At 72.7% G+C, this 23,874-nt stretch carries 22 protein-coding genes and 1 tRNA gene; 12 read left to right on the forward strand and 11 right to left on the reverse strand.

The genetic code is table 11. The annotated features are described in order from the left end of the window. The first annotated feature begins 191 nt into the window (after positions 1–191). Positions 192–1,388, forward strand: coding sequence for an alginate lyase family protein (locus ACIGW2_RS32385; protein ID WP_399847624.1), 1,197 nt, complete (start codon positions 192–194; stop codon positions 1,386–1,388). 34 nt (positions 1,389–1,422) lie between these two features. On the opposite strand, the gene ACIGW2_RS32390 is transcribed toward ACIGW2_RS32385, so the two are convergent. Continuing rightward, positions 1,423–2,730 (reverse strand): ROK family protein, encoded by a 1,308-nt coding sequence (locus ACIGW2_RS32390; RefSeq protein WP_399847626.1) that lies wholly within the window; start codon positions 2,728–2,730, stop codon positions 1,423–1,425. 185 nt (positions 2,731–2,915) lie between these two features. Here ACIGW2_RS32390 and ACIGW2_RS32395 point away from each other — a divergent pair, with 185 nt between their 5' ends. From ACIGW2_RS32395 to ACIGW2_RS32420, 6 genes are all read left to right on the forward strand, one after another. Then, positions 2,916–4,235, forward strand: coding sequence for an ABC transporter substrate-binding protein (locus tag ACIGW2_RS32395; RefSeq protein ID WP_391652381.1), 1,320 nt, complete (start codon positions 2,916–2,918; stop codon positions 4,233–4,235). 14 nt (positions 4,236–4,249) lie between these two features. Next, complete coding sequence (locus ACIGW2_RS32400) at positions 4,250–5,242, forward strand: carbohydrate ABC transporter permease (RefSeq protein WP_399847628.1); 993 nt, start codon at positions 4,250–4,252, stop codon at positions 5,240–5,242. 40 nt (positions 5,243–5,282) lie between these two features. Next, positions 5,283–6,122 carry a carbohydrate ABC transporter permease gene (locus ACIGW2_RS32405; RefSeq protein WP_399847692.1) on the forward strand — a complete coding sequence of 280 codons (840 nt, stop codon included), beginning with the start codon at positions 5,283–5,285 and terminating at the stop codon, positions 6,120–6,122. 26 nt (positions 6,123–6,148) lie between these two features. Beyond that, entirely contained in the window at positions 6,149–7,570 is a 1,422-nt protein-coding gene (locus ACIGW2_RS32410) for a GH1 family beta-glucosidase (protein ID WP_399847630.1), read from the forward strand. A gap of 207 nt (positions 7,571–7,777) precedes the next feature. After that, a complete protein-coding gene (locus ACIGW2_RS32415; RefSeq protein ID WP_399847632.1) occupies positions 7,778–9,976 on the forward strand; it encodes a discoidin domain-containing protein in 2,199 nt (732 codons plus the stop codon). Positions 9,977–10,056: 80 nt separating this feature from the next. Next, positions 10,057–10,569 (forward strand): GNAT family N-acetyltransferase, encoded by a 513-nt coding sequence (locus ACIGW2_RS32420; protein WP_399847634.1) that lies wholly within the window; start codon positions 10,057–10,059, stop codon positions 10,567–10,569. Positions 10,570–10,579: 10 nt separating this feature from the next. Here ACIGW2_RS32420 and ACIGW2_RS32425 read toward each other — a convergent pair whose 3' ends face one another. From ACIGW2_RS32425 to ACIGW2_RS32435, 3 genes are all read right to left on the reverse strand, one after another. Beyond that, positions 10,580–11,815 (reverse strand): PQQ-binding-like beta-propeller repeat protein, encoded by a 1,236-nt coding sequence (locus ACIGW2_RS32425; protein WP_391652386.1) that lies wholly within the window; start codon positions 11,813–11,815, stop codon positions 10,580–10,582. 224 nt (positions 11,816–12,039) lie between these two features. Then, entirely contained in the window at positions 12,040–12,345 is a 306-nt protein-coding gene (locus ACIGW2_RS32430) for an SHOCT domain-containing protein (protein WP_391652387.1), read from the reverse strand. A 64-nt stretch (positions 12,346–12,409) separates the two neighbouring features. After that, a complete protein-coding gene (locus ACIGW2_RS32435) occupies positions 12,410–12,862 on the reverse strand; it encodes a DUF6325 family protein (protein WP_391652388.1) in 453 nt (150 codons plus the stop codon). Between the two features lie 296 nt (positions 12,863–13,158). On the opposite strand from ACIGW2_RS32435, the gene ACIGW2_RS32440 reads away from it, so the two are divergent. Both ACIGW2_RS32440 and ACIGW2_RS32445 read left to right on the forward strand, forming a co-directional pair. Further along, a complete protein-coding gene (locus tag ACIGW2_RS32440) occupies positions 13,159–13,665 on the forward strand; it encodes a hypothetical protein (RefSeq protein ID WP_391652389.1) in 507 nt (168 codons plus the stop codon). 76 nt (positions 13,666–13,741) lie between these two features. Then, complete coding sequence (locus ACIGW2_RS32445) at positions 13,742–15,175, forward strand: flotillin family protein (RefSeq protein WP_391652390.1); 1,434 nt, start codon at positions 13,742–13,744, stop codon at positions 15,173–15,175. A gap of 58 nt (positions 15,176–15,233) precedes the next feature. Here ACIGW2_RS32445 and ACIGW2_RS32450 read toward each other — a convergent pair whose 3' ends face one another. The 3 genes from ACIGW2_RS32450 to ACIGW2_RS32460 are packed head-to-tail and all read right to left on the reverse strand — an operon-like array spanning position 15,234 to position 18,959. Then, positions 15,234–16,529, reverse strand: coding sequence for an acyltransferase (locus tag ACIGW2_RS32450; protein ID WP_399847638.1), 1,296 nt, complete (start codon positions 16,527–16,529; stop codon positions 15,234–15,236). A gap of 2 nt (positions 16,530–16,531) precedes the next feature. Then, positions 16,532–18,682 (reverse strand): bifunctional polysaccharide deacetylase/glycosyltransferase family 2 protein, encoded by a 2,151-nt coding sequence (locus ACIGW2_RS32455; RefSeq protein WP_399847640.1) that lies wholly within the window; start codon positions 18,680–18,682, stop codon positions 16,532–16,534. Positions 18,683–18,722: 40 nt separating this feature from the next. Then, positions 18,723–18,959 (reverse strand): hypothetical protein, encoded by a 237-nt coding sequence (locus tag ACIGW2_RS32460; RefSeq protein WP_391652393.1) that lies wholly within the window; start codon positions 18,957–18,959, stop codon positions 18,723–18,725. Positions 18,960–19,309: 350 nt separating this feature from the next. On the opposite strand from ACIGW2_RS32460, the gene ACIGW2_RS32465 reads away from it, so the two are divergent. Next, positions 19,310–20,281: a glycoside hydrolase family 16 protein gene (locus ACIGW2_RS32465; RefSeq protein ID WP_391652394.1), complete on the forward strand. Its 972-nt coding sequence runs from the start codon at positions 19,310–19,312 to the stop codon at positions 20,279–20,281. A gap of 21 nt (positions 20,282–20,302) precedes the next feature. Here ACIGW2_RS32465 and ACIGW2_RS32470 read toward each other — a convergent pair whose 3' ends face one another. Further along, the gene (locus ACIGW2_RS32470; RefSeq protein ID WP_391652395.1) at positions 20,303–21,253 is read right to left on the reverse strand and encodes a helix-turn-helix domain-containing protein; all 951 of its coding nucleotides are present in this window, start codon (positions 21,251–21,253) and stop codon (positions 20,303–20,305) included. Between the two features lie 98 nt (positions 21,254–21,351). Between ACIGW2_RS32470 and ACIGW2_RS32475 the strand changes: the two genes are divergently transcribed. After that, positions 21,352–21,759, forward strand: a complete 408-nt coding sequence (locus ACIGW2_RS32475; protein WP_391652396.1) for a DUF4267 domain-containing protein — start codon at positions 21,352–21,354, stop codon at positions 21,757–21,759. A gap of 213 nt (positions 21,760–21,972) precedes the next feature. Here ACIGW2_RS32475 and ACIGW2_RS32480 read toward each other — a convergent pair. After that, a tRNA-Pro gene (locus ACIGW2_RS32480) sits at positions 21,973–22,046 on the reverse strand. Between the two features lie 117 nt (positions 22,047–22,163). Here ACIGW2_RS32480 and ACIGW2_RS32485 point away from each other — a divergent pair. Then, on the forward strand, positions 22,164–22,697 hold the full coding sequence (locus tag ACIGW2_RS32485; RefSeq protein ID WP_391652397.1) for a DUF309 domain-containing protein: 534 nt from the start codon (positions 22,164–22,166) through the stop codon (positions 22,695–22,697). Here the strand turns inward: ACIGW2_RS32485 and ACIGW2_RS32490 are convergent. Further along, complete coding sequence (locus ACIGW2_RS32490) at positions 22,672–23,058, reverse strand: DUF488 domain-containing protein (RefSeq protein WP_391652398.1); 387 nt, start codon at positions 23,056–23,058, stop codon at positions 22,672–22,674. The genes ACIGW2_RS32485 and ACIGW2_RS32490 overlap by 26 nt on opposite strands. Positions 23,059–23,087: 29 nt before the next feature. Further along, positions 23,088–23,735, reverse strand: a complete 648-nt coding sequence (locus tag ACIGW2_RS32495) for a TetR/AcrR family transcriptional regulator C-terminal ligand-binding domain-containing protein (RefSeq protein WP_391652399.1) — start codon at positions 23,733–23,735, stop codon at positions 23,088–23,090. Positions 23,736–23,874 lie beyond the last annotated feature (139 nt).

Consider the following 23,874-nt stretch of genomic DNA (forward strand, 5'->3'; position numbering starts at 1 on the left):
GCCACGTGGCCGACCGGCCGGCCACCGGCCACCGCGCCCCGGCCCCGTAACGGGATCCGACACGGATCACTCCCCCGCATCCGGACCCTCACCCCCTTGACGGCGAACTGGTCCAGACCTACGGTCCGCTCAACACGTCTGTTCAGCACGGTAATTGACGTTCACATGCCCGAACGGAAGGCCCCCCACCCATGCGCAGAACCGGACTCCTCGCGGCCGTCGCCGCCCTCCTCGCCGGCGTCCTCGTCTGGCCGTCGGCCCCCGGCGCCGAGGCGACCGAGGCGACCGCGTCGGCCCCCGCCGTCTTCACCCACCCCGGAGTCGGCGTCTCCCGGGGTCAGTTGGACTTCGCCCGCACCCAGGTGCTGGCCGGCGCCCAGCCCTGGAAGGGCGTGTACGACCAGATGATGGCGAGCAGGTACGCCGACCTGAACCGCGTGCCGAAGCCCCGCGCGGTCGTGGAGTGCGGTTCGTACTCCAACCCCAACTACGGCTGCACCGACGAGCGCGAGGACGCGATCGCCGCGTACACCACCGCCCTCGCCTGGTACGTCACCCGGGACGCGCGCTACGCGCAGAAGTCCATCCAGCTGATGGACGCCTGGTCGGCCGTCATCACGGACCACACCAACAGCAACGCCCCGCTGCAGACCGGCTGGGCCGGCTCCTCCTGGCCGAAGGCCGCCGAGATCATCCGCTCCACCTACACCGGCGGCTGGCCCAACTCCGGCCGCTTCGCCGCCATGTTGCGCGACGTCTACCTGCCAGAGGTCATCAACGGCTCGAACTCCAACGGGAACTGGGAGCTGTCGATGATGGAGGCCGCCGTCGGCATCTCCGTCTTCCTGGAGGACCGCACCTCGTACGACAGGGCCATGGCGAAGTTCCGCACCCGCACCGCCGCCTACGTCTACCTCGCGTCCGACGGCACGCTGCCGAAGACCGTGCCGAGCCAGAACCTCGACACGCGCGAGAAGATCGTCGCCTACTGGCAGGGCCAGTCGACCTTCGTCACCGGCCTCACCCAGGAGACCTGCCGCGACCTCACCCACACCGGCTACGGCATCGCGGCCATCGCGCACACCGCCGAGACCAGCCGCATCCAGGGCCAGGACCTGTACGGGACGGACGTCGGCGAGCGGCTGCGCCAGGCCCTCGGCTTCCAGTCGAAGTACGAGCTGGGCACGGCCCCGCCGAGCTGGCTGTGCGGCGGTTCCCTGCACCTCGGGCTCGGCCCGGTCACCGAGGTCGGCTACAACGCGATGCACCACCGCCTGGGCTTCGCCATGACCAACACCGAGGCGCTGACGCTGCGCAACCGCCCGGCCGGCAGCAACAACCTCTTCGTCGCCTGGGAGACCCTCACCCACGGGGACAACCCGGCCTGAGCCGGCTGCCGACCCCCCGTCCCCGGCGCGGCCGTCAGGGCGTGACCCGGTCCGCCAGCGCCGTCTGCCAGGCCGGGGCCGGCGCGCTCGGGGCGGTCTCGGGGCGCCGGCCGCCCCGCGCGAAGAAGTCGTCCAGCGGGAGCAGGGCCGCGCCGACCGTGACCGCCTCCGGGCCCAGGGTGCCGAGGCCGACGGTGGTGCGGCTCGCCGGGTAGCGCAGGGCGTACTCCGTCACGTACCGGGTGACGCGGTCGAGGAAGCCGGCGCCGAGCTGGAGGCCGGCCCAGCCGCCGACGAGGATCCGCTCGGGCTGGAAGAGGTTGACGAGGTCGGCGAAGCCCGCGCCGAGGTACTCGGCGGTCTCCTCCAGGACCGCGAGGGCGGCGGCATCGGGCTCCGCGTCCGGATCGGCCGGGGCCGCGGCGGCCAGCAGGGCCGTCAGCGCGGTCTCCTCGTCGGCGTCCTCCGGCGGGGTGCCGCCGGCCTCGCGCCAGCGGGCGAGGAGCGCCTCGGCGCCCGCGTACGCCTCCAGGCAGCCGCGGGCGCCGCAACGGCACCGCCGGCCGCGGACGTTGACGGTGAGGTGACCCCATTCGAGGGCGCGGCCGGGCCCGAGGGGGTCGGTGACGACACAGGCGCCGACGCCGGAGCCGAAGAGGACCGTGACGGCGCTGCGGGCGCCGCGTCCGGCACCGAAGCGCATCTCGGCGAGGCCGAGGGTCTTGGCACCGTTGTCGATCCAGTACGGGACGGTGTCGGGCAGCTCGACGGTCCGGCGCAGCAGGCGTTCGAAGGGGACGGCGTCCCAGCCGATGGTCTGCCCGTGCACGACGGCGCCGTCCTCGGGGGCGTGGGCGACGATGCCGGGGACGCCGACCCCGACGCCGAGGAGCCGGTCCGGGTCGACCCCGGCGGCGCGCACCACCTCCGCGATGCCGTCGCGGACGTGGGCGACGACCAGCTCGACGTCGTAGCGGGCGGTGCGCGGTCCGGTGCTGGGCAGGGCCCGTTCCGTGCGGGCGAGTTCGGTGAGGGTGAGGTCGAACAGCTCGACCCGGACCCGGGTCTCGCCGACGTCCACGCCGATCATGCAGCCGCTGCCGGGGCTGATCCGGAGCAGGGTCTGCGGGCGTCCGCCGGCCGAGTCGACGCTGCCGGCCTCCTCGACGAGGCCCTCGGCGACGAGTTCGGCGACCACGTTGCTGATGGAGCCCGAGCTCAGGCCGATCGCGGGCCCGAGCATGAGGCGGCTCATCGGTCCGTCGAAGTACAGCTTGCGCAGTACGGAGGTGCGGTTCTCGCGCCGCAGGTCACGCACCGTACGGCCACTTGTCGCGTGCACGTGGGTTCCCGTTCTCTGAAGGCTTTGGCTGCAACATACCCGTATTCCAGACGTATTCCAGGCCTTGACGCACCCTTCCCGTGAGGCTTAACTCACATCCTAAATTAAGCCCGAACCGAACGGCGGCCGGGCCCGCCCACGGTGTCGGTGCTCCCTCCCGTCGTCCCCGAAAGGGCCCTGGAGCCATGCGCACAAGCAGAGCCGCCGTCACCGGTGCCGTCACCCTGTCCCTCCTCCTCACCGCCACCGCCTGCGGCGGCGGCACCGCCGACGGCGCCGGCGGCTCCGGCTCCGGGCCGAAGACGCTCACCTACTGGGCCACCAACCAGGGCACCAGCCTGGAGGCCGACAAGAAGGTGCTCCAGCCCGAGCTCGACAAGTTCGAGAAGCGCACCGGCATCAAGGTCAAGCTGGAGGTCATCCCCTGGTCCGACCTGCTCAACCGGATCCTCACCGCCACCACCTCCGGCCAGGGCCCCGACGTCCTCAACATCGGCAACACCTGGAGCGCCTCGCTCCAGTCCACCGGCGCCCTGCTGCCCTGGGACGAGAAGAACCTCGCCGCCATCGGCGGCAAGGAGCGCTTCGTCGACTCCGCGCTCGGCGCGACCGGCGCCCCCGGCCAGGACCCGGCCGCCGTGCCGCTCTACTCCATGGCCTACGCGCTCTACTACAACAAGAAGATGTTCGCCGACGCGGGCATCGCGAAGCCGCCGACCACCTGGGCGGAGGTCGAGGCCGCCGGCAAGAAGCTCAGCAAGGACGGGAAGTGGGGCATCGGCGTCGAGGGCGCCAACCTGTCCAACAACATCCACCAGGTCTTCGTGCTCGGCAAGCAGCACGGCGCCGACTTCTTCACCCCCGACGGCAAGCCCGACTTCACCTCCGAGGGGGCCGTCGCCGCCGTCAAGCAGTACGTCGACCTGATGGCCGGCGCGAAGATCGTCGCCCCCGGCAACGCCGAGTACGCCCAGAACCAGTCGCTCTCCGACTTCGCCAGGAACCGCACCGGCATGGTCCTGTGGCAGACCCCCCAGCAGACCTTCGCCGCCCAGGGCATGACCGACGACCAGTGGGGCGTCGTCCCCGCCCCCGTCCCCTCCGGCACCCCCGGCCAGGGGGACCGGACCAACTCCATGGTCGCCGGCATCAACATCTCCGTCTTCAAGAACACCGGGAACCTCGACGGCGCCCTGAAGTTCGTGAAGTTCATGACCAGCGACGAGGAGCAGGTCCTCCTCAACAAGACCTACGGCTCCGTCCCGCCGGTCAAGGCCGCGCAAGCGGACCCCGCCTTCGACACGCCCACGCTCAGGGTCATCCGCGAGACCCTCGCCACCAGCGCCGCCGCCCTGCCGCAGGTGCCGGAGGAGTCGCAGTTCGAGACCCTCGTCGGCACCGCCGTGAAGGAGCTCTTCGCCGACGCCGCCGCCGGCCGGCCCGTCACCACCGAGACCGTCCGGGCCAAGCTCGACAAGGCCCAGCAGCAGATGCCGAAGAAGTAGGCGGCGAAACCCAGATGACCCAGACCGCCGTCACTCCGCCGAGTGAGCGCGCGGTGCGCACCGCGGGAACCGGGGCGGCGCCCGCACGGCGCCGCCCCGGCCGCCGCCGCATCGCCCTGCCGTACCTGCTGCTGCTCCCCGCGCTCCTCCTCGAACTCCTCGTCCACCTCGTGCCGATGCTCATGGGCATCGGGATGAGCTTCAAGGAGCTCACCCAGTTCTTCATCCGGGACTGGTCGTCCGCGCCCTGGGCCGGACTCGACAACTACGGCGTCTCCGTGAACGTCGACGCCCCCGTCGGCCGGGCCCTGCTGGCCTCCTTCGTCACCACCTGCCTGTTCACCCTGGCGTCCGTCGCCCTGTGCTGGCTCCTCGGCACGGCCGCGGCCGTCCTGCTCCAGGAGCAGTTCCGCGGCCGCGGCCTGCTGCGCACCCTGTTCCTCGTCCCGTACGCCCTGCCGGTCTACGCCGCCGTCATCACCTGGGCCTTCATGTTCCAGCGGGACAACGGCCTGATCAACCACGTGCTGCACGACCAGCTCGGCATCGGCGACGGCCCCGCCTTCTGGCTCATCGGCGACAACAGCTTCTGGGCCCTGCTCACCGTCTCCGTGTGGAAGGGCTGGCCCTTCGCCTTCCTCACCGTCATGGCCGGCCTGCAGAACATCCCCCGGGACATGTACGAGGCCGCCGCACTCGACGGCGCCGGCGTGTGGAAGCAGATCCGCCACATCACCCTGCCGTCCCTGCGGCAGGTCAACCAGGTCCTCGTCCTGGTCCTCTTCCTGTGGACCTTCAACGACTTCAACACGCCGTTCGTGCTCTTCGGCAAGGCCGCGCCCGAAGCGGCCGACCTCATCTCCCTGCACATCTACCAGTCGTCCTTCCTGACGTGGAACTTCGGCACCGGTTCGGCGATGTCCGTGCTGCTCCTGCTCTTCCTGCTCCTCGTCACGGGCGTCTACCTGCTGCTCACCGGCAGGGGAAGGAAGGCCTCCGATGCCTGAGCCCGCCCTCCGCTCCCCCGGGGCCGCCCCCCGCTCCCCCATGGCCGCGCCCCGCTCCTTCCTGTGGACCCGGCGGATCTTCCTCTCCCTGCTCACCGGCTTCGTGCTGCTGCCGCTGTACGTGATGGTCTCCAGCTCCCTGAAGCCGCTGGAGGACGTGTCGGGACGCTTCGAGTGGATCCCGTCCGGGCTCACGCTCCGCCCGTACGCCGACATCTGGGACACCGTCCCGCTCGCCGACTACTTCCTGAACTCCCTGGCCGTGGCGGGCGCGGCCACCGTCTGCTCCGTGGCGGTGGCCATCTTCGCCGCCTACGCGGTCAGCCGCCACGACTTCCGGGGCCGGCGGGTCTTCACCGTCACCGTCCTGTCGACGCAGATGTTCCCCGGCATCCTCTTCCTGCTGCCGCTGTTCCTCATCTACGTCAACATCGGCAACGCCACCGGACTCGCCCTCTTCGGCTCCCGCGAGGGCCTGGTCCTCACCTATCTGACCTTCTCGCTGCCCTTCTCCATCTGGATGCTGACCGGGTACTTCGACTCGATCCCGCGCGAGCTCGACGAGGCCGCCAAGGTCGACGGCTGCGGCCCGGTCGGCGCCCTCTTCCGGGTCGTCGTGCCCGCCGCCCTGCCCGGGATCGTGGCCGTCGCCGTCTACGCCTTCATGACCGCCTGGGGCGAGGTCCTCTTCGCCTCCGTCATGACCAACGACACCACCCGCACCCTGGCCGTCGGCCTCCAGGGCTACGCCACCCAGAACGACGTCTACTGGAACCAGGTGATGGCCGCCTCCCTCGTGGTGAGCGTGCCCGTCGTCGCCGGGTTCCTCCTGCTCCAGCGCTATCTCGTCGCCGGCCTCACCGCGGGCGCGGTCAAGTGACGACCGCCCGGCCCGAAAGGACTCCCGTGTCTGCACCGCTCCACCCCGACCTCAGCCCCGCCCCCGGCCCGGAGCCGGAGCCGGACCCGGGCCCCGTCCCCGGCCTCGACCTCGCCGCCTTCCCGCCGTCCTTCGCCTGGGGCACGGCCACGTCCGCGTACCAGATCGAGGGCGCCGTCGCCGAGGACGGGCGCGGCCCGTCCATCTGGGACACCTTCTGCCGGGTCCCCGGCGCGATCGACCACGGCGACCGCGGCGACACGGCCTGCGACCACTATCACCGCTGGCCCGAGGACATCGCCCTGATGAAGGAGCTGGGCACCGACACCTACCGGATGTCCGTCGCCTGGCCCCGGGTCGTCCCGCGCGGCGACGGGCCCGTCAACACCGCCGGACTCGACTTCTACGACCGGCTGGTCGACGCCCTCCTCGCCGCCGGCATCACCCCCAACATCACCCTCTACCACTGGGACCTCCCCCAGGCCCTCCAGGACCGCGGCGGCTGGACCGTCCGCGAGACCGCCGAACGCCTCGCCGACTACGCGGGCCTCGTCGCCGGCCGGCTCGGCGACCGGGTCCACCGCTGGGCCACCCTCAACGAGCCGCTCTGCTCCGCCTGGATCGGACACCTGGAGGGCCGGATGGCACCGGGCCTCACCGACCTGACGGCCGCCGTCCGCGCCTCGTACCACCTGCTCCTCGGCCACGGCCTGGCCACCGCGGCGGTCCGCGCCGCCGCCCCCGGCGCCCGGGTCGGCCTGGTCACCAACCACTCCACCGTCACGCCCGCGTCCACCCGCCCCGAGGACGTCGCCGCCGCCCGCCGCGCCGACGGGCACACCAACCGCTGGTGGCTGGACCCGGTGTACGGACGCGGCTTCCCCGTCGACATGCGCGAGCTGTACGGGGTCGAACTCCCCGAGCGCCCGGGGGACATGGAGCTGATCGCGGCACCGCTGGACTGGCACGGCCTCAACTACTACTTCCCGGAGACGGTGGCCGACGACCCGTCGGGCCCGGCCCCGTACGCGCGCTCGGTGCGGCTCCCGGACGTGCCGCGCACCGGCATGGACTGGCCGGTCGACGCCGACGGCCTGGAGGCCTTCCTGCTCCGGCTCACCGAGGAGTACGGGGTGCGCGAGCTGTACGTCACCGAGAACGGCTCGGCCTTCCCCGACACCGTCGGCCCCGACGGCACGGTCCACGACCCGGACCGCACCCGCTACCTGGAACACCACCTCGCGGCCTGCGCCCGCGCCCTGCGCAAGGGCGCGCCGCTCGCCGGCTACTACGCCTGGTCCCTGCTCGACAACTTCGAGTGGGCCTACGGCTACGACAAGCGCTTCGGCCTGGTCCACGTCGACTACGCCACCCAGCGCCGGACGGTCAAGGCCAGCGGACGGCGGTACGCGGACATCATCCGCGCCCACCGGACGCGCGGCCGCTGACCGGCCCCCAGGGACGCCGGGTCCGGTACGGGCCCGGCGCGGCCGGCCCGCCCCAGGGCGGCCGCGTGGTGTCCGCCGGACCGGTCCGCCCGGGTCCGACGGGCACCGGAACGGCGTCACCCCAGCACCAGCATCAGCACCAGCACCAGCACCAGCACGTACGCATGCGCACTCCCGTGTTTCCCCCACACATCCCCAGGAGCCCCCATGCCCCACCTCTGGTCCCCGCCGGCCCGCCGGCACCCCGCCGCACGGCCGCTCCGGCCCGCCCGGCGGGCCACCGTCGGCGCGCTCGTCGCGGCGCTCGCCGGCGGACTGCTCGCCGTCGTCCCCGCGGCGCCGGCCACCGCCGCGCCCACCCTGCTCTCCCAGGGCAAGGCGGCCACCGCCTCCTCCACCGAGGGCCCCTTCACCGCTCCCGGTGCGGTCGACGGCGACCTCACCGGCACCCGCTGGGCCAGCGACTGGTCCGACGCCCAGTGGTTCCAGGTCGACCTCGGCCAGAGCGCCCCGCTCAGCAGCGCCGTGCTGACCTGGGAGACCGCCTACGGCAAGAGCTACGAGATCCAGGCCTCCGAGAACGGCAGCGACTGGCGCACCGTCACCACCGTGACCGACGGCGACGGCGGCACCGACGAGGTCGCCCTGTCCGGCACCGGCCGCTACGTCCGCATGAAGGGCCTCACCCGGGGCACCGTCTGGGGCTACTCGCTCTGGGAGTTCCAGGTGTACGGCACCCCCGGCGGCGGCACCACCCTGCCGGGCGGCGGCGACCTCGGACCGAACGTCCACGTCGTCGACCCGTCCACACCCGGCATCCAGGCCCGGCTGGACGAGGTGTTCCGGCAGCAGGAGTCGGCCCAGTTCGGCACCGGCCGGCACGCCTTCCTGTTCAAGCCGGGCACCTACCAGGGCCTCAACGCCCAGATCGGCTTCTACACCCAGATCGCCGGCCTCGGCCTGCGCCCCGACGACACCACGATCAACGGGGACGTGACGGTCGACGCGGGCTGGTTCAACGGCAACGCCACCCAGAACTTCTGGCGCGGCGCCGAGGGCCTGGCACTCAACCCGGTCAACGGCACCGACCGCTGGGCCGTGTCGCAGGCCTCCTCCTTCCGCCGCATGCACGTCAAGGGCGGGCTCAACCTCGCCCCCACCGGCTACGGCTGGGCCAGCGGCGGCTACATCGCCGACTCCCGGATCGACGGGCAGGTGGGCAACTACTCGCAGCAGCAGTGGTACACCCGCGACAGCTCGATCGGCGGCGGCTGGTCCAACAGCGTCTGGAACCAGGTCTTCTCCGGCACCGAGGGCGCGCCCGCGCAGTCCTTCCCGGAGCCGAAGTACACCACGCTCGACACCACGCCGGTCTCCCGCGAGAAGCCGTACCTGATCTGGCAGGACAACCAGTTCAAGGTCTTCTCCCCCGCCAAGCGCGTCAACGCCCGCGGCACGACCTGGGCGGGCGGCGCCCCGCAGGGCGAGACGATCCCGCTGAGCCGCTTCTACGTGGTCAGGCCGGGCACCACCGCCGCCACCGTCAACCAGGCGCTCGCCCAGGGCCTGCACCTGCTGTTCACACCGGGCATCTACCACGTCGACCGGACCATCGAGGTGAACCGGCCCGGCACCGTCGTGCTCGGCCTCGGACTGGCCACGATCATCCCCGACAACGGCGTCACCGCGCTGCGCGTCGCCGACGTCGACGGCGTCCGCCTCGCCGGCTTCCTCGTGGACGCCGGACCGGTCAACTCGCCGACCCTGCTGGAGATCGGCCCGCAGAACGCCTCCGCCGACCACTCCGCCGACCCCACCACCGTCCAGGACGTCTACGTCCGGGTCGGCGGCGCCGGCGCGGGCAAGGCCACCACGGGCATCGTCGTCAACAACGACGACACCCTGATCGACCACACCTGGGTCTGGCGCGCCGACCACGGCGACGGCGTCGGCTGGGAGACCAACCGCGCCGACTACGGCGTCCGGGTCAACGGCGACGACGTGCTCGCCACCGGCCTGTTCGTCGAGCACTTCAACAAGTACGACGTCGAGTGGTACGGCGACCGGGGCCGGACGATCTTCTTCCAGAACGAGAAGGCGTACGACGCCCCGAACCAGGCCGCCATCCAGAACGGCACCACCAAGGGCTACGCCGCCTACCGCGTCGACGACTCCGTCACCACCCACGAGGGCTGGGGCCTCGGCAGCTACTGCTACTACAACGTCGACCCGACGATCCGTCAGGACCACGGCTTCAGGGCCCCGGTGAAGCCGGGCGTGCGGTTCCACGGCCTGCTGACCGTGTCGCTCGGCGGCAACGGGCAGTTCGAGCACGTCATCAACGACATCGGCGCCCCGACCCAGGGCACCTCGACGATCCCCTCGACGGTCGTCAGCTTCCCCTGACGCCCCCGGGCACCGAACCCCCCTCCGGGCGGCCACCGTCCCGCACCGCCGCCCGGAGGGGCCGACTAGTGTTCCTGCCCATGACCGAGCTGCAGGGCGCTTCCGTGCTCCTCCGCCCCACCACCGTCGAGGACGTCCCCGCGCTGGCCGCGATCCGGGCCACCCCCGAGGTCCGCGCGTGGTGGCGGGGAGGCGAGGACCTCGTGTCCGAGATCACGGCCGATCTCGACGACCCCGGTACCCACTGCCTGACGATCCGCCACGAGGGGCGGATCGTCGGCATGATCCAGTGGTACGCCGAGGACGAACCGGACTACCGGCACGCCGGCATCGACATCTTCCTCGCCCCCGCCGCCCACGGCCGCGGCCTCGGCCCCGACGCCGTCCGCACCCTGGCCCGCCACCTCGTCGACACCCTCGGCCACCACCGCCTCGTCATCGACCCGGCGGCCGCCAACACCGCGGCGATCCGCGCCTACGAGAAGGTCGGCTTCCGCCCCGTCGGCATCATGCGCCAGTACGAACGCGGCTCCGACGGCACCTGGCACGACGGCCTCCTGATGGACCTGCTGGCCGACGAGCTCACCTCCTGAACCGGGCGCCTCAGGAGCGTGCGTACACGGTGAAGGGGCGCCCGCCCGGGCCCCGGCGGAAGGCGATGACCAGGTCCTCGTACGTCAGGAGCTCATCGGCGCGGGCCAGGTGGTCGCGGAAGGCGCGGGTCTCCTGCTCGTGCCCGGTGGCGGCGTCGTACACGTGGAGCTCGTCCCCGTACTTCGACGAGGTGGTGAGGACCGTGACCCGGCCGTCGCGGGCGGACCAGCCCGCGGTGTCCATCCAGTTGCCGGCCACGGTCCGGTTCCACAGCTCGTTCCCGCTCGCCAGGTCGAAGGCGACGAGCCGGTCCCAGCTCCCACCGGACCCGCCGTCGCCGGTGGCGGTCGCCAGGAGGCGTCCGCCGTCGACGGTCGCCCCGGTGATGCGGCCGTGGCCGCCGGGCGCGTCGACGACTCCCCGGGGCCGGCCGTCAGGGCCGAAGGCACGGTACGCGTACCCATCGGCCTCGTCCGGGCCTCCGATGCGCACCACCACGGGATCGGCCGACACGAAGGCGGCACCGGTGCCGGCGGGCACGCCCCGGCGGGCGTCGAGCGGCACCGTCCACCGTTCCTCGCCGTCGGCCGGGCCGAACGCGGCGAGCTTCAGCTCCCCGCCGCAGGCGACGACCGCGAGGACGTGGCGCGCGGCGGCGGCGACCTCGCCCGGCACGCAACCCTTCGGGACGGCGGCCGTCCAGCGGGGCGCGCCGGAGCGCAGGGCGACGGCGCGGACGCTGCGCGCCCGCTCGTCGGGGAACACGCCGAGCCCCGCGCCGACGGCCATCGGGTCGGCGGAGGGGCGGGCCGTGTGCCAGAGTTCGCGTCCACGGGTCAGATCGAGCGCGGCGAGGGTGTCGCAGCCCTTGCGCGGATCGCCGTAGGCGATCAGGGCCACCCCGTCGTCGACGGTCGGGGTGGTGGCACAGATGTCGGCCCGCCCGGGCACGTACTCCCAGCGCTTCGCGCCGGACCTGACGTCGAATCCGGTCACGGCGTCGGCCCGGCCGCGCACGACGGTGTCGCCGACGAGCCGGACGCGGTCGCCCCCTTCGCTGGCGTGGCGGTCGTACGGGGCTTCCCAGACGGTCTTCATTCCCGAGCCCGGCCAGTAGCCGAGGTCGCTCAGGAACAGCCAGGCGACGCACACCAGCGCGCCCAGGACCGCCACCAGGGCCGTCACCCAGCCCAGGACCGCGGGCCGTACCGCACCGCTGTCGTCTCCGGTCGATCGCCGCACCACGTCGAGCCCCCACCCCTGGTCAGCCGTTCGAATGCCCCACAGGGTAGGTGATCGGTGATCACCGCCTCCACACTCCGCGGGCGTCCCTCCGCACCGCCGAACCCGCACCAGCGCACCGGGTGACCGGGGCCCGTGCGCAGGGCGCGGGCGCCGGTTCCGCGAACGGGACGACACGGAACCCGCCCCCGACGGCGCGAAGCGGCTGCCTGGGGGCGGGTCTCGTGTCATCCGCCGAGGATGCGGCTCTTCTGGGCCTCGAACTCGGCCTCGGTGAGCACCCCTTGCTCCTTGAGCTGGGCGAGCTCCTTCAGCTGCGTGATGGTGGCGTCCATCGAGCCCCCGGCCGGGGGTCCGGGTTCGGGCGCGGGCGGCGGGGCGGCGTACTCCTGCGGGGGCGGCGCCGCGGCGGCGCGCTCGTAGTCCTGCCGCGCCCATCGGCCCGCCTGGCGTCGCGAGACGCGGTTGGACACGGCGGTGGCGGTACCGGAGATGACCGCGGTGCGCGCGACACCGCGAAGAAGACCGGGCATGACGGATTCCTTGTCGTCGGACGGGGGTCGCCGGGCGCGGGCGCCGGGCGCGGGGCGCGGGGCGTCAGGAAGCGGAACCGGCCTCGACGGCCTCCAGGGTCGCCAGGAGGTCCTCGGCCGGGATCCTTCCGTTGGCGACCATGCGCGCCCCGCTGCGGCGCAGGGCGGCCGCCAGCGGGGCGGCCCACAGGTTCTCGTAGACGAGCACGCCCGCGGAGTTGCCGGGTTCGAGGACTCCGGCGGCCTCCCGGAGGTCGTCCTCGCCGAGCAGGCCCGACGAGGCTCCCTCGAACACGGTCAGGTCGAGTACCCCGTCGCCGTCCAGGTCGGTGAGTTCCAGCGCCGTGACCGAGCCGTCCTCGTCCTTGCGGACGAAGGACAGGTCGAGGACGCGGATGATGCGCCGCTCGACCAGGTCGAGCAGAAGGGAGAGGCCTTCTCCGGTCATGCGATTGCCCGGGAACTCCAGGATCAGGTAATCGACGGGTCCCATCTCGGAGAATTCGTCGACGCTCATTCCGACTCCTCGCTGGCGGCTGTGTGCCTCCGAACGGTGCGGCCCCACGGCCCCCGCCCGCCGCACTCCTGGCCGCCTCCCATTCCAACACCGGGCGCCCCCGCACGCACCTTCGTGGACGAGGGCCCCGCCCACCGGCGGTGACGCCCCGCGCCCGGCTCACGCTCGCCGCCAGCGTCGCCGGACCGGCATCAAGAGCGCGTGAAGACTGCCGGAAACCGGCAATGAACATGCGTGCCCCCGCATGGAACCATCCGCGTGACGACGGAAAGGGCGCACGAGACGGGGTGCTGCGGATGGTCTGGTTGCTCGGTCTCGGCACCGTCGGTCTGGTGCTGCTCGTCCTGAGCCTGGTCCTCGACGGGGTGCTGGAGGGGGTCCTCGACGGACTCGGCGGGGGGCTGGACGGGATTCTGTCGTTGCCGGTGATCGCCGGGTTCGTGTCGGCCCTCGGGTTCACGGGGGCGATCGTGCTCGGCACCACCGGTACGGGGGCGGGGGCCGCCACCGGTGCGGGCGTCGTCGTGGGGGGCGTCGTGGGGTGGGTGACCTGGCGGTTCAGCCGGGTGCTCATGCGCGACGCCGGCGCGCCCGCGCCACGGGGCGAGGACCTCACCGGGTCCACCGGCGCGGTGGTGACGGCGATCCCGGCCGACGGGTACGGCGAGGTGATGCTGCACCTGGCCGGTCAGCCGGTGAAGTACGCCGCGCGCTCGGTGTCGGCCGTCGCCCGGGGCAGCGAGGTGTGGGTCGAGGCCGTGCTCTCGCCGACCTCCGTCCTCGTCCGCCCGGTCGACCGCTGACCCGAGACCGCAGACCGCAGACCGCGCGCTTCCCTCCGTTCATCCACGTTCGTCTCCGATCGAAGGGGGTTTCTTCATGAGCCCTGTCCTCACCGCCGTGGTGGGCATCGTCGTCCTCGTCGTCCTGCTCGGCCTCGTGGTCGTCACCCGGTACAAGGTGGCGGGCCCCAGCGAGGCGTTCATCATCACCGGCCGGCGCGGCAAGAAGGCCACCGATCCCCAGACCGGGCGGGTGTTCACCGACAACAGCGGGCAGAAGGTCGTGGTCGGCGGGGGCGTCTTCGTCGTGCCGTTCGTCCAGCAGAAGTTCAGCCTCGACCTGTCCAGCCGCCACATCCCCGTCGCGGTCCGCGGCGCGGTCACCCTGCGCGGCGTGAAGGCGAACCTCGACGGCGTCGCCATCGTCAAGGTCGGCGGCAACGAGGACTCGATCAGGGCCGCCGCCCAGCGCTTCCTCATGCAGCAGGACGGCATCGTCGGCTTCACCCAGGAGGTGCTCTCCGGCGCGCTGCGCTCCATCGTCGGCCGGATGTCGGTCGAGGACATCATCCGGGACCGCGCCGCCTTCGCGGGCCAGGTCGCCGAGGAGGCGGAGGCCAGCCTGTCCGGGCAGGGGCTCGTGCTCGACGCCTTCCAGATCCAGGACATCACCACCGAGGGCTCCTACCTGGAGGACCTCGGCCGGCCGGAGGCCGCGCGGGCCAAGCAGGAGGCCGACATCGCCGAGGCCGTCGCCCGCCGGGCCGCCGAGCAGGCCCGGCTGAAGGCCGAGGAGGAGATCGCCGTCGCGCAGCGCACCCTCTACCTGAAGCAGGCCGAGATCAAGGCCCAGACCGACGAGGCCGCCGCGCAGGCCAACGCCGCCGGACCGCTCGCCGAGGCCGCGCGTCAGCAGGACATCCTCACCGAGCAGGAGAAGGTCGCCGCCCGGCAGGCCGCCCTGACCGACCGTCAGCTGGACACCGAGGTCCGCAAGCCGGCCGACGCGGCCCGCTACCGGGCCGAGCAGGAGGCCGAGGCCCGCCGCATCGCCCTGGTCAAGGAGGCCGAGGCGGCGGCCGAGCGCGCCCGGCTGACCGGTGAGGGCGAGAAGGCCCAGCGCGCCGCCCTGGCCGAGGCCGTACGGATCGAGGGCGAGGCCCAGGCCGCCGCCATCGCCGCCAAGGGCTCGGCGGAGGCCGAGGCGATGCTCAAGAAGGCCGACGCCTTCGGGCAGTACGGGGACGCCGCCGTCCTGCAGATGCTCGTCGAGGTCCTGCCCCAGGTCGTCGCCAAGGCCGCGGAACCGCTCGCGGCCGTCGACAAGCTGACCGTCGTCTCCACGGACGGCGCGAGCCGGCTGACCCGTACCGTCACCGACAACGTCGCCCAGGGCATGGAGCTGCTCTCCTCCACCACCGGCGTCGACCTGGCCGCGCTCCTCCAGGGCGTCACCGGTGCGGGTACGAAGCCGGCGCCCGCGACGGCCCCGGCAGCGGCCGACGGCACTCCCGTCGAGATCACCGGCTGACGGGCGTCGTCGCCCGGCACACGGCGGCCGGCGCCCGAGGCGGATCGGACGGTCCGCGTCAGGCCCCGGCCCGGCGCCTGCCCCGTCCGCGGCGCGGGTACGGGAAGAGGCGCGGCGGGCGCTTCGCGGCCACGTCCTCCATCCAGCCGAAGGTCAGCACGAGCAGCGCGGTCAGCGGGATCGCCACGATCAGCGGGAACCACTGGCTGGTCAGCAGCCACTGGAAGTGCTCGTAGAAGAAGCCGACGGACCAGAGGGGGTCGATCAGCGGGATGGCGGCCACCAGGGCGGTCTCGTGCCAGAGATAGACGCTGACGGCGCGGGCGTTGAGCAGGCTGATGAGACCGTTCCAGCGTTCCAGCGGTCGGGGCCAGCGGTCCCAGGAGGGACTGACGTGGAGCAGGAGGGCGACGAAGCCGAAGGACCACAGGGCCTGCGCGATCGGCCAGCTCTCGATGTCGGTCCGCACGGTCGGGTCGACGGGCCGGGTCTGCAGGTACCACCAGCCGGCCACCATGATCAGTGGCGCCACGGACGGCACCACGTACTGCGGGATCTTCTTGAGCAGGCCCTCCTGGTGGGCCATGCCGAGGATCCAGCAGGCGCCGAAGGTGGTGAAGTCGGTGGCGGTCTCCCAGACCCGGCTGTAGACGAACTCCTGGTCCGCGAAGACAGTGTTCATGACGACCGACAGCGCGAGCGGCGCGCACAGCGTCACCGCCGGCGCCCGCCGCAGCGCCCACAGCAGCAGCGGTGACAGCAGGACGTACCAGAGGTAGGCACGCAGGTACCAGAGCGGGACGATGACCTGTACCGCCCAGCCCTGCCCCACGAGGTGGTCGAAGCCGTTCAGCGATTCGGCGTACGGCGGGGTGCTCAGCGGCAGGAGCCAGAACAGCATCTTGCCCCACCACCACGCGGGGTGCCCCTCGGCGTCCGGGCCCCAGCCGTCGGCGATCTCCAGGGTGAGCATGACCGCGCCGAACAGCCACATCGGCGGCAGCAGCCGCCGCAGCCGGCCCCGGATGACGCCGAGGGCGGGGCGGCTGAGCGAGCGGGCCATGAGCGACCCGGCCAGCGCGAACATCACGCCCATCGACGGGAAGACGACGGGCAGCCAGAACCAGCCGAAGTTGTGGTAGAGCACCACGCGGACCAGCGCCAGGGCGCGCAGCAGGTCGAGGTAGCGGTCCCGGCCGCCCTTGCGCGGGGCCGCTGCCGACGGCTCGGGCTTCGGTGCCGGCTCCGCGTGGAGCCCCGGCGGGAAATCCCGCCGGAGCTCTGGTCGCGCGACGGCGGGGATCCTCAGCCGGAGGGTGTCCTGGGTGCGGCCGGACTCGAAGGGTGCGGTCATGGTCAGGCCTCCACCGGTGCGGCGACCTCGCCGGTGCGCCGGAGCTTCTGCCAGCGCAGCCGGCCGCCGGTCAGCGCGGTGATCGTGGACTGCAGCAGGACGATGTACATCAGCTGCCGGTAGACCAGCTGCTGGATCGGCAGGCTGATCAGGTGCAGCGGCTTCTCGCCGTCGAGCCGGAAGGCGTACCAGGACAGCAGGGCCTGGAGCAGGATGAAGCCGCCCCAGCTGGCGAGGGTGATGGGCGCGTCGGCGAACAGCACGCCGTACAGCAGGAACATGTCGACGAGCGGGGCGAGCAGCGGGGCGACCACGCCGAAGAGCACGACGAGCGGGAGGCCGATCCGGCCGAAGCGCCCGGCCGGGCCGCGGGAGGTCACGGCGCGCCGGTGCTTCCACATCGCCTGCATGCTGCCGTAGCTCCAGCGGTACCGCTGGGACCACAGCTGCGGGAGGCTGGCGGGGGCCTCGGTCCAGGCGCGGGCGCGCTCGGCGTAGACGACCCGCCAGCCGTCGCAGAGCACCGCCATGGTGATGTCGGTGTCCTCGGCGAGGGTGTCGTCGCTCATCCCGCCGACCCGCCGCAGGGCTTCCTTGCGGAAGGCGCCCACGGCGCCGGGGATGGTCGGGATGACGCCCAGCATGTCGTACATCCGGCGGTCCAGGTTGTGGCCGAGGACGTATTCGATGTGCTGCCAGGCGCCGATCAGGCTCTCCCGGTTGCCGACCTTGGCGTTGCCGGCGACGGCGCCGATCCGCGGGTCGCCGAAGGGCTGGACCAGCTCGCGCACGGTGGACGGCTCGAAGACGGTGTCGCCGTCCATCATCACGACGATGTCGTACGAGGCGGCGGCGATGCCGGTGTTGAGCGCGCTGGACTTGCCGCCGTTGACCTGGCGGATCAGCCGGACGAAGGGCAGGGCCAGGGCCTCGACGATGTCCGCGGTGCCGTCGGTGGAGCCGTCGTCGACGACGATGACCTCGATCGGGTGGTCACTGGCGGCCAGCGAGTGGAGGGTGTTCGCGATGCACTCGCGCTCGTTGTACGCCGGGACGAGGACGGTGACCGGCTCGGTGACGGGTGGTCCCCACGCGTCGCGCCGCCGGGAGCGCCGGGCGTGCAGCGGGGCGAGGATGAGCATCAGCGCGAACCGGCCGAAGTTGAGGAAGCCGACGACGGCGAGGAGGGCGACCAGCACCGGGAGGGTGAGCACGGCGGCCTGGCTGGCCCAGATGAAGCACTTGCCCGCCCACAGTGGGTAGCCGTGCACCGGCACGGTGGCGTCGGTGGCGCCGAGCGCCTCGGAGACGGTGGCGAAGCGGTATCCCTGGGCCTGCAGCCTCTCGATGATCTGCTCGAGCGCGGCGAGGGTCTCGGTGCGGTCGCCGCCCGCGTCGTGCAGCAGGACCAGTTCGCCCGCGCCGGGCTTGCGCGGCATGGCCGCCTTGACGATGGCGTCCACGCCGGGGCGCTTCCAGTCGTCGGTGTCGCGGTCGATGAAGGCGGTGAGGTAGCCGCGGGCGCCGACGTACCTGATGACCGGGTAGTTCCAGTCGTCGAGCGCGGACGCGTCGGAGGAGTACGGCGGGCGGAACAGCGAGCTGTGGACGCCCGCGACGCCGGCCAGGGCGAGCTGGGTCTGCGCCAGCTCCCAGCTGATCCGGGCCTCGGACTGGTAGGCCAGGTCGGGGTGGGTGAAGGTGTGCACACCGATCTCGTGGCCGCCCGCGACGATCTGCCGGATGAGCTCGGGGTGGCGCGTGGTCATCGCGCCGGTCACGAAGAAGACGGCGTGGATGTCGTGGGCCGCGAGCACGTCGAGGATCTTCGGGGTCCACTCGGGCGAGGGGCCGTCGTCGAAGCTCAGGACCACGGTGTGGTCGGGGACCTTGTAGCTCACCGGGCGTTCGTTGCGCTCGCCGCGCGCGTCGATGATCGGGCCGCCCTTGAGCAGGTTGCGCGGCACCGTCGTCTTGTCGACCGAGGTCGCGATCCGGTCGTCGTGGAACGCCTCGTTGGTGGCGAGGCCGCGCAGGACGAGCAGGGCGAGCAGGCAGGCCAGCAGCGACAGCGGCATGAAGAAGCGCAGCGGCGGCGCGGCCAGTCGGCGCGGCCTCAGCAGGGACTGCCGACGGCGCTGGTGGCGGGACAAGGGCGCTCCTGGGGAGGGGTGGTGCGGGTCGCGCCCGTGGTCAGGGCAGGGAGGGGGACAGGGGTCCCCGGGTGGGCACGTAGGTGGGTTCCGGGGGAACCTCGATCGCCGGCGCGGCCGACTGCATGCCGATCAGGCTGCTGCCCATGGCGGCGGCCAGGATCGCGCCGGCCACGGAGACCGGCCAGCCGAGGCGCCGGAAGCGACGGCTGCGCTGCCCGGACTGGTCGACGAACACCGGGGCCGGAGCGGGCTCCTGGGGACTAGATTCGGACACGCCGGGCTGTGCCAGGTATGCCGATCCACGATCGAAAGATGTGGAGACGTGGCGCATCTCGTGTGGCCTTTTTGCGCAGGAAGGTAGACGGCTGAAGAGTAGAGCGCGATGTGACGGATGACCGTGATCGATTGGCGCGTGATATCCGCTTTTGGCACGGTCTGATCGAGCTCCGTAACCAGATCGGTATGTCGACGGACGGCCGCCCGCACCGCTGGCGGCCCGGTCGCGCGCACCCGACGAGGTGGCCGAAACCATTCGCTAGGATGTCGGCTCACTTCACGTGATCCGCGTGTGCCGCCCGCAAGGGGCGTGCCCCGGCATCACGCCTACGCCCCCAAGGAGCCTGCGTGAGCCAGCCCCGCCGCACCCCTCGTCGCCGCGTGTGGACGGCGCTCACGCTGCCCGCCCTCCTGTGCGTGCTCGCCGCGTGCTCCGGCGCCCCCGCGTCCGGCGGCGGCACCGACGCCGCCGGGCGGGCGCCGGACGCGTCGCCGACGCCCACCGGCCCGCCGGGAACCCTGTTCGACACCTTCGACTACACCGGCGCGGACGACCCCTCCCTCGCCGCCCACGGCTGGGAGATCCGCACCGGCGGGGGCGGCCCGGGCGTCAAGGACACCTGGAGCGCGGAGGGCGTCGCCTTCCCCTCCGACCCGACGGCCCAGAACGGCGACGGGCCCGGCCGGGGCGGCACGGTCCTGCGGCTGCGCTCCGCCACCGACGGCACGGCCCGGGGCACCACGCAGGTCGAGGTGCAGACCACGAGCCGGAACTTCTTCACCGGGACCTTCGCCGCCCGGGTCCACCTCGGCGACGAGCCGACGAGCGGCCGCGACGGCGACCACGTCGTCCAGACCTTCTTCCCGATCTCCCCCGCGGACTCCTCGGAGCACTACAGCGAACTCGACTTCGAGTACCTGCCGAACGGCGGCTGGGGTTCGACGGGTCCGCGGCTCGACACCGTGAGCTGGTTCAAGGCCGACCCGCCGGACCGGATCCACGAGACCCTCGAACGGCGCCTCGGCGGCTGGCACACCCTGATGATCACCGCCGTGGACGGCCAGGTGACCTACTCCCTGGACGGCAAGGCGCTGTTCACCAGCTCGGGCCGCTACGTCCCGCGCGAGCCGATGGACATCCACTTCAGCAACTGGTTCGTCGACCTCCCCTTCACCGGCGGTCCGCGCACCTGGGACATGAAGGTCGACTGGGTCTACTACAAGGCCGACGCGGCCGTCTCCCCGGCGGAGCTCCAGAAGACCGTGGACGAGTTCCACGGCACGGGCACCGCCTACGTCAACACGGTCCCGAAGGCCTGAGGACGGCCGGGCCGGGCCGGCTCATGAACGCGTCTGGCCGCGGAACGTACGCCGGTACGCGTCCGGGGGCACGCCCACCGCGCGGCTGAAGTGCCGGCGCAGGGTGGTCGCCGTACCCATGCCGGTGTGCGCGGCGATCCGTTCGACGGCGGTGTCGGTGGTCTCCAGGAGTTCCTGCGCGCGCCTGATGCGCTGGGCGTGCAGCCAGCGCAGCGGGGTGAGACCCGTGCTCCGGTGGAAGTGGCGCGTCAGGTGCCGGGTGCTCATGCCGGCGCGGGCGGCCAGGTCCTGCACGGTCAGGGGTTCGTGGAGCCGGTCGAGGGCCCAGTCCTGCAGGTCGGCGAACCCGTCACCGCTCCGGGCCGGCACGGGCGCGGCGATGTACTGGGCCTGACCGCCGGCGCGGTGCGGCGGCACCACCAGGATGCGGGCGAGCGCGTTGGCGACGGCGGCCCCGTGGTCGAGGCGCACCAGGTGGAGGCTGAGGTCCAGGGCGGCGGCCTTGCCCGCGGCGGTGAGGATCTGCCCGTCGTGGGTGTACAGGACGTCGGCGTTGACACGTACGCGCGGATAGCGCTCCGCGAGCCGGGCCGCGTGCCGCCAGTGCGTGGCGGCCTCCCGCCCGTCCAGCAGCCCGGCGGCGGCGAGGACGAACGAGCCGGTGCACAACGAGGCGATCCGGGCCCCGCGCCGGTGGGCGTCCCGGAGCGCGTCCAGCAGGTCCTCGGGCGGTTCGGCCTCGATGTCCTCGCAGGAGGGCACGATCACCGTGTCGGCGCGCCCGAGCACGTCGAGCCCGCGCGTGCTGCCGACCCGCAACCAGCCCCCCAGCCGGGCGTCCTGGGGCCCGCACACGGCGAACTCGTACCAGGGATCGGCCAGATGGGGACGGTCCATGCCGAAGATCTCCAGCACGATGGCCGCTTCGAAGAGCATCGCCCCGTCGTACACCGGCATCGCCACGAACGTCATGTCGCGAAGTGTAGGGGTGGTGTCCCTTCCGACACTCGTGCGAACGGCCCGCGGGTCCCAGGATCGACGCCGTACACGCTCCCGCCCCTCCACCGCCCGTGCTCCCACGGGCCTTCGACCACGGAAGTCACGACACGCTCCCCACTGTCGCCCACGGGCTCGCCTACGTCCTCGTGCTCTTCGTCCTGGTGATCGGCATCCGCTTCCTCGGCGCTCCGCAGGCGGCGGCGAGAGGCTACGGCGTCCCCGCCAAGCCGGACGGAGACGCCGCCCACCTCACCATCAAGGGCTTGCGCGACCTGACCTCCGGCGTCATCGGCCTCGCGCTCCTCGCCTTCGCGGACGCCCACGCCGCCGCCCGGTTCCTGCTCGCCGTGGCCCTCACGCCGCTGGGCGACACCGTGATCGTCCTGCGCCACGGCGGCAGCAGGGCCGCCGCGTTCGGCATCCACTTCGCCACCGCGGCGGTGGTCCTCCTCAGCGCCGCCCTGCTCTTCGCGGTCTGATCCACCACCCCGGCCGCCTCGGCCCCGTCAAGGAAGGGAGAAGTGCGCACGTCCTACCGCGCGGCACGGCACCCTGACGGTGCTCGGTCACGCCGTCCCCGAGTCCGTCTCGCCGGTGGCCGGCGCCGGCCACACCGGACCGGCCCCCGAGAACGACCGAGGGGCCGTTTCAGATCCCTCTGAAACGGCCCCTCGGCCTCCGACTTTCACAAGTCGGGACGACAGGATTTGAACCTGCGACCCCTTGACCCCCAGTCAAGTGCGCTACCAAGCTGCGCCACGTCCCGGTGCCCGTCGGGCCCGGGGTCGGTCCCGGGCGCGGCGTGCAAGAGAACATTACCTCACTTCACGGGGTGGATCAGCACACGGGGGGTCACCGGGGCGCGGCGGCGGAGAATGGGGGGATGGACAGGGAGCGGGGCAGGGATCGGGACGCGGCGGGGCGGGCGCGGAGCGGGCGGCCGCGGGACGGGCTGGGGCGGCCGTTGGCGTACGGGGCCGAGGGGGTCGCGCGGCAGCCCGAGGGGGTCGTGCGGTCGCCGGAGGGGACGGTGCGGGAGGCGCAGCGGTTGCTGGACGCCGGGATGCCGTTCCATGCGCACGAGGTGTTCGAGGACGCCTGGAAGGCGCGGCCGGAGGGTGAGCGGGAGCTGTGGCAGGGGCTCGCGCAGCTGGCCGTGGGGCTGACGCACGCGGCGCGGGGGAACGCGACGGGCGGTGCGCGGCTGCTGCTGCGCGGGGCCGGCCGGGTGGAGGCGTACGTACGGGAGGGGGCGGGGGCCGTCGAGACGTACGGGGTGGATGTCGCCGGGCTCCTCGCGTGGGCGCGGGAGCTGGCCGAGCGGGTCGGGGCGCGCCCCGACGGGGTGGTGGACCCGGTGGCGGAGGCGCCCCGGCTGGGCGGCGGAGACCTCAGGCCGCGCCGAGGGCCCGCATGAGCACGGCCGTGTGACTGGCCGACGGGTCCTTCGCGGCGGTGAGCAGGGTGACCGGCCCCTCGGCGGCGCGGGCGCGCAGCCGGGAGAGGGCCTCGGCGGCGTCCGGGGCGGCGAGCTCCTGCTCGTAGCGGTGCCGGAACTCCGCGAAGTCGCCGTCGGGTCCGTGGTACCAGCGCCGCAGTTCGTCGGAGGGGGTGAGGGCCTTGGGCCATTCGTCGAGGTGGGCGTCGGCCTTGGTGAGGCCGCGCGGCCAGAGGCGGTCGACGAGGACCCGCAGGCCGTCGTCGGGCTCGGGGGGTTCGTAGACGCGGCGGACCCGGACCCGGGGTGCGGTGGTGGAGGACGTGGCGTCGTCGGGCATGGCTTCAGGGTGCCGGACGGGGCGGGGCCTCACACCTCGGGCGCGGCGTCCGGCGGTGTCTCCTCGTCGTCGGGCTCCGGCGTCACGCCGAGGGCCGGCAGCAGCACCGCGTCCACGAAGGTCCGCATGGTCGCGGCGTCGGCGAAGCGGTCCTCGAAGAGGCGCTCGATGCGGAGCATGCCCATGAAGCAGGGGGCGACGAAGCCCCTGGCGGGGTTGTCGGCGGCGAGCTCGCCGCGGGCGACGGCGCGGCCGAGCATCTCGTCGAGGGCGGCGATCTCGGGGGCGATGACGGTCTCGCGGAGGGCGGCCCGCAGGTCGGGGTGCTGCACGTAGGCCTGGCTGACCGCCTCCATGAGTTCGGCGTCGCGCTCGCGGCGGGAGGCGGCGATGCGGGCGGCCTCGCGCAGGTCGCCGACGAGGGAGCCGGTGTCGATGCCGGTGAAGACGGTGCAGCGGGCCTTGTCGAGCGCGGCGGTGACGAGCCGCGGCTTGGTGCCCCACTGGCGGTAGAGGGTGGCCTTGCCGCACTTGGTGCGGGCGGCGACGCCCTCCATGGTCACGGAGTCGTAGCCGCCCTCGCGCAGCAGGCAGATGACCGCCTCGTACAGCTCGGCCTCCCGTTCGGGGGTGAGCTTGCTGCGACGGGCGGCGGCGGTCGCGGCGTGCGTGGACATCGGTTTCCTCCCGGAGACCCCGTACCCCAGCGGATGGGTTTCCGCACATCCGAGAGTAGGGGGCGCACAATCGAGACGCAAACGTATCGAGACGCTTGCGTCTCGATGAAATCGGATCTACAGTTCCTGCGTTTGCTTG

Source organism: Streptomyces sp. NPDC053541, assembly GCF_044544705.1.
GTDB lineage: Bacteria > Actinomycetota > Actinomycetes > Streptomycetales > Streptomycetaceae > Streptomyces.